The organism is Lamprobacter modestohalophilus (genome assembly GCF_016583905.1).
Lineage (GTDB): Bacteria > Pseudomonadota > Gammaproteobacteria > Chromatiales > Chromatiaceae > Lamprobacter > Lamprobacter modestohalophilus.
In genome coordinates this window covers 61847-71911 of sequence record NZ_NRRY01000027.1, presented here as the reverse complement: position 1 = coordinate 71911, position 10065 = coordinate 61847, and the positions used below count along the sequence as shown (strand labels likewise).

Sequence of the window (10065 nt, the reverse complement as noted above, 5' to 3'; positions counted from 1 at the left end):
ACCAAAGGCGAGGCCTACGATCCAAAGCACGCCTTGAGTCAGGCGGTTTAACCGCCGCGAGCACCGATGAGGGATTGAGTCACATCCGAGCGAGCACGATCACCCACACCACGAGTTTCTAACCACGAGTTGCTAAGAGTGACTGTCACTGTGATGGCATGAAAGGCTTGTCCTGCATTCCTGAAACCCTGTAATCCTCACCAGCCGGCATCGCCGAGACTGAAACAGTGATAAGGACAGGAATGCGCGCGGATTCCATCAGGGCGCGAGGAGCGATCACGCCACCTCATCACGACGCCGGATATATGGCCGCAACGTTTCCTTCTGCTGAACAGTCAAGTGGCTCTTGCATCGCGGGGCGGACCATATATGAGGATTGGTTGGACGAGGAATCTCGGTTTAATCCCGTGACCCCTTATGGCTGGTCTAAGGTGATGTCGGAGCTGGATTTGGCCACGCTCGCGGATGACAATTTCAGTCCGACCTATCTGCGCAGCGCCACAGCCTATGGTGCCTCGCCGCGGATACGCTTCGATCTGGTCCTGAATAACCTCACTGCCTGGGCACACACCACCGGGCGGGTTTACATCAAGAGCGATGGTACGCCATGGCGGCCCATTGTTCACATCGAGGACATCTCTCGCGCCTTCATCGCCGTCCTTAAGGCGCCGCGTGAAAAGATCCACGACCAAGCATTCAACGTCGGGCGCAATGCAGACAATTATCGCGTCAGCGAGTTAGCCGAGATCGTCCGCGAGCTCGTTCCAGAATGCCACATCGAGTATGCGGCGGACGCTGGACCCGATAAGCGCTGCTATCGCGTAGATTGCTCCAAGATCGAAAGTATGCTGCCTGATTTCCAACCGCAGTGGAATGCCCGGCGTGGTGTCGAGGAGCTCTATGCCAGTTATTGGCACAACAGCCTCGCGCCTGACGAGTTCGAAGGGGTCAGATACCAGAGGATTGCCCATCTGCGCTATCTATTGAGCGAGGGCTACCTCGACTCCAGCCTTCGTCGGCGTGCCAGCGCAGTCGCGTAAGTCAGCGCTTAATCCCGCATCTAAGGTCACTTTCCTGGGTCGTCCTGGACAGGCGTCGTCTCGATAATGAAGTCTTTGTTGTTTTGTTCAAGAGTTTGGAGGTGAGTGACTAAAGGGTAGATCCCCCGATCGTAGCATCATGCTCTGCCGCGTATCGCCACTGTAACGATTTTGTCATCATTGCGGTTCGATCGTTGTGTCTTGGCGAGTGGGGCAAGGTAAAAAAAGGGGCTGCACCATGGTTCTTCATCTCGAGAAAAAATCGAATCGATTCTTACTGTTGTTCTTGCTGGCTGATTTGGTCTTCATCCTGATCCATATTGGCTTCAATCTGGGGCTGGTGACAAGCCCGTTGTTCTCGATCGAGGAGGATCTCGGCTATGCCGAGGTCTACCAGTACATCAAGGAGTATTGGATCGTTCTGTTGCTGTTGACCTTGGCAATTGGTCGCGGTCGTTTTATCTACTTTGCCTGGTCGCTGTTGTTTGCGTACCTGTTATTTGATGACTCGCTGCAAATCCATGAGCGCCTGGGAGGCTATGTTGCCGATGCACTGCAGTTTTTGCCGATTCTGCAGTTGCGCCCACAAGACCTCGGCGAGCTTGTCGTATCCTTGCTATTTGGTACCCTCTTGTTTGGCACCATCGGTATCGCCTACCTGCACGCTGATCACATTGCACGGCAGGCATCTAAGCATCTGTTCGCCCTGGTCCTTTTACTGGCATTCTTTGGTGTTGTAGTGGACATGCTGCATATTGCGATTCGCTGGGGCGAGCCGTTTTGGCTGTTGATCGAAGATGGCGGCGAGATGCTGATCATGAGCGTGATTGCCTGGTACGTCTTCCAACTCGGGTTTGAGCCGAAGCGCGAGTTGGCGGACATCGCCCAACTTGGTCTGCCGAACTCCGGATTGGATCTCGCGCTGGATTCATCATTAATGCCTGCAGTTCCGGTCAGGATTCAATCGTAAAACGCCCCTGAACAGCTTACCGGCGAGCACGCCTAGCTAAAGCGGCGTCTCGCCGACCTCGGGAAGATATAGGGCGTATTCAAGACCTCAGCGCAGTTCGATATCGTCCAAGCGCCCGCTACCGCGGATCAGGACACCATTGACCTGCCGCAACTCCAATGGCGGCTCGGCGGCCTTGAGATCGGCGACCAGATCGCGCTCGATGCGCTGCCACTGGCCATTGGTCAAGCTCGCGCTCAGGCCGTGATGAATGTAGATATCCCAGGTCCAGTCGTTGCCAATGCCGACGGGGCTGTATTCGAGATAGCGTTGGCCGTCGTTGGTCTCCACGTTCACATACAGCCGGAAGGGCTCGCTATAGCGCAGGTCGAGCACGAGCTGCGTGTGCTCGGCATCCTGCCAAGGCGAACCATCCTCACTGCGCAGCTGATAGCCGGTCTGCATGCCATTGCCCTGCAGCGCGATCACACGACTGCCGCGCACGGCATCGGCCAGATTCTTGATTGCGCCAGTACCGGCATAGACGCGCCAGCCTGCCGTCTCCCCATCCTCGGCATCCTCGTAGACTTGCCCTTCGCGATCGTCTGGGGAGGGTGGGGTCGAAGAAGCCTCACCGGCCAGAGTGATATCGTCCAAGCGTCCGCTACCGCGGATCAGGACACCATTGACCTGCAGCAACTCCAATTGCGGCTCGGCGGCCTTGAGATCGGCGACCAGATCGCGCTCGATGCGCTGCCACTGGCCATTGGTCAAGCTCGCGCTCAGGCCGTGATGAATGTAGATATCCCAGGTCCAGTCGTTGCCAATGCCGACGGGGCTGTATTCGAGATAGCGTTGGCCGTCGTTGGTCTCCACGTTCACATACAGCCGGAAGGGCTCGCTATAGCGCAGGTCGAGCACGAGCTGCGTGTGCTCGGCATCCTGCCAAGGCGAACCATCCTCACTGCGCAGCTGATAGCCGGTCTGCATGCCATTGCCCTGCAGCGCGATCACACGACTGCCGCGCGCGGCATCGGCCAGATTCTCGATTGCGCCAGTTCCGGCATAGACGCGCCAGCCTGTCGTCTCCCCATCCTCGGCATCCTCATAGACTTGCCCTTCGCGATCGTCTGGGGCTGGGGTGGTTGGCTCGCAGCGTCCACCGTTGAAGGCATCGAGCAGGTTAGCTGTGGTCTGCTGCAGACGGGCATCGATAAGACCAGTATTGTCGAGTGCCCAGCTCCAACACATGGTGCCGCTGGCAAACACCCAAGCGCCGCTTGGTGCTTGATAGATCGATGCCTGGGACGTAACCCGGTCGCCGTAGGCGTCTAGGTACTCAGAGGCGGAGAGGAAGGTATGGTCGGTCCCAACCGGTGCTGGAAAGGCGGACTGGAAACTGTCGACCTCGTAACCGACGATACCGGGGACGCGGTCGCCGTCGACGAAGCCGGTGCCGGCATAGAGCCAGTGCTTGCTGTTCTGGACGACATAATCGGTATTTTCGTCCCAGTCGCCGTAGGTTAGATATTGCACGCCGAGTAGCTGCTGCTCCGCGCGCCCCGCGATCTGGCGCCAGAGGACAGTCTTGCGGGCTGGATCTGCGATAGGGTCGATCTGCCAGTTTTTGTAGACGGTCAGCACGCGATCTGGCGTGCCATCGTCGGACGGTTCTAGTCGAGACTGCCAGTAGGCCGCGTTAGCACCAAAAAAGGCAAGATGGACGCCGCTGTCGCGCGCGGCCTCGACCGCGTCGCGCATCTCTTTGGTCCAATACTCGTCATGGCCGGTGGAGAGAAAGGCGTTGTGGCTGAGCAGCATGCTGCCGTTGCGGTGTGTGTCGAGGTTGGTGTTGTAGCTGACATCGTAGCCTTGGCGCTCGATCCAACGCAGCAAGGAATACTCCCAGTCGAAGAAGCTTCCCGCACCCCTGCCGGTGTAGGGACGATCGAACGACACCTTGACCGCCCGTGGACTTCCACCGATCGTCTCTCCCCCATGGCTGTTGTAGTTGTACAAGCTTTTGCCGATGGCGCCGTCATCTGGGTAATTGTTGTAGGCCTGATCGGTGGTTACGGAGCGCTGGAAGAGCAGGCTGGCGGCGCGCCTGTCATCACGGACGACGAAGATGACATAGTTGTCGAAGCCCTGCGCGTTGATCAGCTTGGCCGCATAGACGCCGCTGACCCAATTGGGCGGGATGGTGAGTGAGTAGCTCACCTCCCAAGGCATCGACACCAGGCCCGTCGTTGGGTCTTGGATTGCATCCGGCTGGGTGTCTCCGGACAAGGAGTCACGCTTAAACAGCAAGCGACCCCCAGAGCCGCCGTACCAACCCAGACGGTAGATTTCGATGCGGTAGTCCTGTGCTGGCGTCACCGAGACATGAAAGTCCAGGGTCTCGTTTGGCGCGACGCTTGTTAGAGAGGCGAAGCCTTTGATCTGTTTGTCAATATCATTGGCTGGGTTGGAGAGCTGCCAGTCTCGTGTGCCGGCTTTGGTATTCTCTATAGCAACCGGATTAGCAACCGGATTGCAGTCTGCGGCCGCAGCTAAGGTGGGGTCGACGCCATGCATCATCGCGATGGCCAGGAGCAGACAGGCAACAGACCGCCTCGAAATCACTCCCCAAATCATCAGGCAGCTGTCGCTCCAAGGGTTGCAGTGCGCTCGCATTTGCTTCTCTCCTGGCGTCGTTTCTCGCCGTTATTGAGTCTTACCTTTGCGGTCTTCGTGAGGTGGATGGAGGTGCGCGAGTGGAGGTGTGCGAGTGGAGGTGCGCGAGTTGTGAAAATCCCGCGAGAGACGCGGGCCGGGGGCCTCAAGCTGCGCGTTGCTGCACCGGTTGTTGCATGACGCTCGGGGCGCGATCGATATAGAGACGATGCCAGAGCTCGAGATTGATCAGGCCGACGATCATCGAGGTGTGGTCTTCGGCGCCGCGGTCGTGCTCGTCGAGTAGGCGTGAGACGAAGCGGGTATCGAAGAGTCCGCGCCGAGCAATCAGGTCTGGCGAGAGGAGGTCACGCGCAAAGGCTCGGGCCGAGCCGCGCAGCCAGACGCCGACCGGGACCGGGAAGCCCTCTTTCTTGCGGTGCAGGATGCGATCCGGCAGCCATTTGGCGCAGAGGCGCTTCAGCAGATGCTTGCGCGTGAGTCCCTTGAGCTTGAACTCTGCTGGCAGCGAGGCCGCTAGCTCGACGAGCGAGTGGTCGAGGAAGGGCACACGCGCCTCGAGTGAGCTCGCCATGCTCAGTTTGTCGCCACGGGCGAGCAGGCAATCGGGGAGGTAGACCTTGTTGTCAACGTAGAGCATGCGATGCAGCGAGCCGTCGGCGTCGGTGCGCGCGAGGTGCTCGTGGAAGGCTGGGCCGCTGAGCTGGTCGGCAAGCAGCGCCCTGAAGTCATGACTGAGCAGGCTGGGCTTGCGGCGGTCGTCGAACAATGGGAACCAGTTGCGCAGCCGTTGCCCCTCGTCGCGGTAGGTCAGCGCCTGCAGCATCAGCTTGGGCCGTCTGAGGCCGGGTAATGCGCGGCTGGCCGTCGCGGTGAGCTGGGCGATCGATGGGGGCAAGGCGCCAAACAGTGGCGCCAGCCGCTCGCCCGCGTAGCGGCCGTAGCCGGCGAAGAGTTCGTCGCCGCCCTCGCCCGTCAGGACCATCTTCACGTCCTCTGCGGCGGCCGCGCAGACTCGATGATAGGCGACCAGCGCAGCATCAGCGATGGGTTGATCGAGATGCCAGATCACCTGCTCGCTGAGGTTGACGAAGTCCTCCGAGCGCAGCATGACCTCATGATGGTCGGTGCCGTATTGGCGCGAGACCTCGCGCGCGAACGGAAGCTCGCTGAAGCGCTCGGTGCCGTCGTCTTCGTAGCCGACCGCGTAGGTCTTGACCGGCTCATTGAGGAATTCGCTCATCACCGCGACCACGGCGCTCGAGTCGACGCCGCCGCTGAGGAAGGCGCCGAAGGGCACGTCGCTCATCAACCGCAGGCGGACCGACTCGCGGAACATCGGCTCAAGGGCCTCGAGCGCGGCCTCTTCAGTGTCGAGCAGCGGGTTGGGCTGGTAGGAGATATCCCAGTAGCGGCGCAAGCGCATGCCTTTGGCGTCGACGGTTGCGGTGAAGCCTGGCGGTAGTGCTTGCACCTGTTCGAACAGGGTGGCGGGCGCCGGCACATAGCGCAGCGACAGGTATTCGCTCATCGCCTGCGGGTCGGGGCGGCGCTCGATCTCGGGGTCTTGCAGGATCGACTTGATCTCGGAGCCGAACAGCAGACGTTTGCCGGTATCGGCATAGTAGAGCGGTTTGATGCCCATCCGGTCGCGGGCCAGGAATAGGCGTTGGCGACGCGCATCCCAGATCGCGAAGGCGAACATGCCGCGCAGGTAGTCAACGCAGGCTTCGCCGTGCTCCTCGTACAGATGCACGATCACCTCGCCATCACCGGCGCTGCGAAAGCGGTGCCCGGCGCGCTGCAGGCGTTGGCGCAGGGCTTGGTAGTTGTAGATCTCGCCGTTGAAGACCAGTGTCAGGGAGCGATCCTCGTTGAAGAGGGGCTGGCGCCCGGTCTCCAGGTCGATGATGCTGAGCCGGCGCATGCCGAGCGCTACGCCCTGATGCACGAAGTAGCCCTCATCGTCTGGGCCGCGGTGCTCGATCACGTCGAGCATGGCGGCGAGCACTTGGGGGCTGGCGGGGGTGTCCTCGGCGTAGTGATAGCTTCCACAGATTCCGCACATGGGGTTAGGCTCTCCAGCAGCGCGACAGGCGCTGCGCCAGGGGTCATGAATAGGCGGGACAGCGGCGCAATGCGGCCTCGGTAAGGACCTTGGCGGTGCAGTGCGCGTTCTGTGCCGAAAACAGGGATTCTGCGATGATGCGGTTTTGCTGACCGAGCTGGATGCGCAGGGTGTGCGACGCAGCGAGATGGGTGATGGCCTCGGCGAGGGCTTGTGGGTCGTTCTCTGGGACGATGACGTTCGGCAAGACGCGCGGGATCTCGACATGGTGGGTGGAGATCACCGGCTTGCCGAAGGCCATGGCTTCGGCGATGACCGTTGGGAAACCTTCGCAGACCCCGTCGCTGTCGATGCGACTGGGTAAGCAGAAGATCTCGCAGGCCTGATAGAGGGCCTTAAGCGCAAGGTCTTTTTGGCTACCGAAGAAGGCAACCTGGCGTTCCACGCCGATCTCCTTAGCGAGGGCCGGAACGTCGACGGTATTGCGGTCTTCGCCGGCGCGGTCGCCAACGACCCAAACCTGAAGGTCATCGCGATCTAACTGTTTGATCGCTCGGAAGAGGGTTTCGTGGCCCTTGCGTTCGACGAATGAGCCGACCGTGAGGATGCGCAGCGGGTGAGACGGGCGAAACTCCTCGGTGTCGACATTGATGCGGACCACGCGCAACTTGTTCTCGCTGACGCGAAAGCGATCGTGGAGCAGTTCGCGATTGTGCTCGGTGACCGTGATCACCTGATCAGCGTCTTCGAGGGCGATCAGGAACAGCTCGGGATTCGGGTTCTTGTAGAGCTCATAGGCGTGGATGGTGACGACGAGCGGGCGGCCGCTGATGCGCTTGAGATACCAGCCGACGAAGAATTTGTGGTCGCCAAAGGTGGCGTAGAGGACATCGGCCGCTTCGGCGGCGTGGCGCAGTTGCCAGGCGAGCAGAAAATCGGCGACGGAGCCGGTTGCGAGGGCCTCGCGCAGCAACCCCAGGTAGTGGCGTGGCATCGACGCTAGGCCGGTCAACTGTGCCCAGATCAGTTCCGGCCAGTGCCAGCGGTACAGGGTCCATTCTGGGCGCGGCGCATAGAGTCCGGGGCGGACCTTGGTCGGCAGTAACAGGATCTGGTGACCGAGGTCGCTGATGATGCCGAGCTCGCGATGGACAAAGGCCTCCATGCCGGCCTTCATCGAGACGATGGCGGCGATTTGCAGCGGGGCGATCTCGCTTTTCATATCCATTCGTCGGTGCCTCGCGAGAGTTTCAGTGCAGCGAGTTGAGACTGATCGCGGCCGGTCGATGCGGCTCGGGGGAGTGGCGTTGGCACTGGCGGCAGATGCGCGTCGAGCGCGTCGCTCAAGCGTTTCGCTGAGGCATTCCAGGTCCAGGTGGTGGCGTCTCTAGCCGCCTGTTGGCCCAAGCGGCTGAGCCAAAAGCGGGTGCGCCAGAGCTGCTCCAAGGCGTCGAGCAGGGCTTCGATGTCTGCGCCTTCGGCCCAATACACGTAGGGCCGGTCGCCGAGGACGTCGGTGTGGCAGCGGATTCGAGTGGCCAGGATTGGCAGCCCGGATGCCATGTACTCGAACAGCTTGATCGGGCTGCTGACGCGAAACTTCTGCTCGTCCGGGAACGGCAGCGCACCGACATGGGCTTGCGCGAGCAGTCCGGGCACGGCCGAGTGTGCGACCGGCGGTATCAGCTGGATTGCGCCGCCCGAGCGTAGGACCTGGCGCTCGAGCTGCGGGCGCTCGGAGCCGTCGCCGATCAGCGTCAGCCGAAAGCGCGGTGTTTCGAGGTTGGCGTTGCGCACCGCAAAGCAGAGGCTCGAGAGATTCCGCTCCTTGTGCAAAGAGCCGATGTAGACGATCTCGATCGGGCTGCTGTGCTGGGGCCAGTGGCGGCTGTCGAGCGCAACGGCGAAGGTCTCGCGATCGACGCCTGAGGGCCAGATACCCCACAGCTTGGTCTGCGGGATACGGCAGGCCTCGGCCATTGCCGGCGTAATGCAGAGTCGTCCGTGGGCGAGCCGATTACCCAGCCACTGCATGGCTGCAAAGTAGCGCGCGCGCAGCCGGTCTTTGCGCGTGGTGGTCTCGTCCGCGGCCATGAACAGGGTTCGCGTGTCCATGACTAGGCGCGGACCTCGACGCCCAAGGAGACGCAGCGGCAACAGCCAAAGCGCCGACATCTCGTGGAAGATGACTGCCGATAGGGTGCGGCGCTGGGCCAGGATCAGTGCGGCCGCGCGTGCATGGAAGATGAGCTTGCCGAACAGCCAGATCGAGGGCGCATGGAGCGAGAGCACCTCGACGCCTTGGATCTGCGTGACACCGGTTGCGCTCGCATCGGCGGTGGTGGTGATCAGCGTCAGCTCCCAGCCTTGGCGCCGCAGATGAGCAGCGGTCTGAAGCCAGGTGGCGGCGTCGAGATCGGTGCTGAGGTCGCCCGTGTAGACCCAGACTAACTGACGAGTGCGGTGTTGCTCAGGGCTCATAAGCGTTGCAGCTGTGTGCACTGGCCGATCTTGCGTGTGATGAGGTTACTGAGCGCGGCGGTGCAGGCACGAGGCCCGAGGCCTGCTGCACGTCCGAATGCGGCGGCTGCGGGAGCCGCAGCGCCTTGCGCGAGGAACTGCTTGCCGAGACGCAGATAGGCACGGACTTTATTGGGTGGGCTCAGCCAGTGCATGCGATCTAAGTGCCGGTCGAGGATGCGACGATGGACCAAGAGGATCTCGGTGCGCGGATGCGACTGTGTCAGGGTTCCTGAGTGTTGGCGGTACTGCGCCAGGTCTTCGTGCAACGGTGTCGCTTTGTACGTCATACAAGCACGAATCCAAAAATCGAGATCCTCGGCCAAAAAGAAGTCCTCGCTGAAACCGGTGCGAGCGAATGCCTCATACTTCGCCAAGTAACAGATCCCCACTGGCTTGTGGATACCCAACTCTTCTGCTGGGCCGACCCGCATCCGCTCACCAAGGGTGCCATCGCTCTGGAGCAGGGAATAGTCTGCATAGACGATGTCGATCTGCGGATGCTCACTCAGGAACTTCAGCATGCGCTCAAGGGCCAGCGGACGGAATCGGTCGTCGTCTGATAGCCAGGTCAGGAAATCCCCCTGTGCCTGCTCGATTCCGCTATTCAGTGCCGCGGGAAGGCGACGTTTGCTGTCATGTCGTAGGCTGCGAATGCGCGAATCGCGTGAGCGTTGCTCGGCGATCACCAATGGACTCTCATTGGTTGAGCCGTCATCGACGATGATCAGCTCCCAGCACGGGTACGTTTGCGCGATGCAGCTGTCGATGGCCTCGCGGAGAAAGCCCACATTTGCATTGTGGGTGGGCAT

7 protein-coding genes are annotated in these 10065 nt (G+C 61.0%); 2 read left to right on the top strand and 5 right to left on the bottom strand.

The genetic code is table 11. From position 1 onward, the window contains the following. The first annotated feature begins 242 nt into the window (after window positions 1-242). A complete protein-coding gene (locus tag CKO42_RS15800) occupies window positions 243-1040 on the top strand; it encodes an NAD-dependent epimerase/dehydratase family protein (RefSeq protein ID WP_338034930.1) in 798 nt (265 codons plus the stop codon). Between the two features lie 208 nt (window positions 1041-1248). Next, on the top strand, window positions 1249-2010 hold the full coding sequence (locus tag CKO42_RS15795) for a hypothetical protein (protein WP_200246113.1): 762 nt from the start codon (window positions 1249-1251) through the stop codon (window positions 2008-2010). A gap of 87 nt (window positions 2011-2097) precedes the next feature. Here the strand turns inward: CKO42_RS15795 and CKO42_RS15790 are convergent, their stop codons facing one another. The 5 genes from CKO42_RS15790 to CKO42_RS15770 form a co-directional block, all read right to left on the bottom strand. After that, window positions 2098-4569 (bottom strand): N,N-dimethylformamidase beta subunit family domain-containing protein, encoded by a 2472-nt coding sequence (locus CKO42_RS15790; RefSeq protein WP_200246112.1) that lies wholly within the window; start codon window positions 4567-4569, stop codon window positions 2098-2100. A 241-nt stretch (window positions 4570-4810) separates the two neighbouring features. After that, entirely contained in the window at window positions 4811-6733 is a 1923-nt protein-coding gene (gene asnB, locus CKO42_RS15785; protein ID WP_200246110.1) for an asparagine synthase (glutamine-hydrolyzing), read from the bottom strand. Window positions 6734-6776: 43 nt separating this feature from the next. Then, window positions 6777-7961: a glycosyltransferase family 4 protein gene (locus CKO42_RS15780; RefSeq protein WP_200246108.1), complete on the bottom strand. Its 1185-nt coding sequence runs from the start codon at window positions 7959-7961 to the stop codon at window positions 6777-6779. Beyond that, window positions 7952-9214, bottom strand: a complete 1263-nt coding sequence (locus tag CKO42_RS15775) for a glycosyltransferase family 4 protein (RefSeq protein WP_200246106.1) — start codon at window positions 9212-9214, stop codon at window positions 7952-7954. Before CKO42_RS15775 ends, CKO42_RS15780 begins: the two co-directional genes overlap by 10 nt. Further along, the gene (locus CKO42_RS15770) at window positions 9211-10065 is read right to left on the bottom strand and encodes a glycosyltransferase (RefSeq protein WP_200246104.1); all 855 of its coding nucleotides are present in this window, start codon (window positions 10063-10065) and stop codon (window positions 9211-9213) included. Before CKO42_RS15770 ends, CKO42_RS15775 begins: the two co-directional genes overlap by 4 nt.

Coding starts and splice junctions, on each gene's coding strand:
- CKO42_RS15800 (WP_338034930.1), top strand. CDS start 243: ATGCGCGCGGATTCCATCAGGGCGCGAGGAGCGATCACGCCACCTCAT.
- CKO42_RS15790 (WP_200246112.1), bottom strand. CDS start 4,569: ATGATGCATGGCGTCGACCCCACCTTAGCTGCGGCCGCAGACTGCAAT.
- asnB (WP_200246110.1), bottom strand. CDS start 6,733: ATGTGCGGAATCTGTGGAAGCTATCACTACGCCGAGGACACCCCCGCC.
- CKO42_RS15780 (WP_200246108.1), bottom strand. CDS start 7,961: ATGGATATGAAAAGCGAGATCGCCCCGCTGCAAATCGCCGCCATCGTC.
- CKO42_RS15775 (WP_200246106.1), bottom strand. CDS start 9,214: ATGAGCCCTGAGCAACACCGCACTCGTCAGTTAGTCTGGGTCTACACG.
- CKO42_RS15770 (WP_200246104.1), bottom strand. CDS start 10,065: ATGCCCACCCACAATGCAAATGTGGGCTTTCTCCGCGAGGCCATCGAC.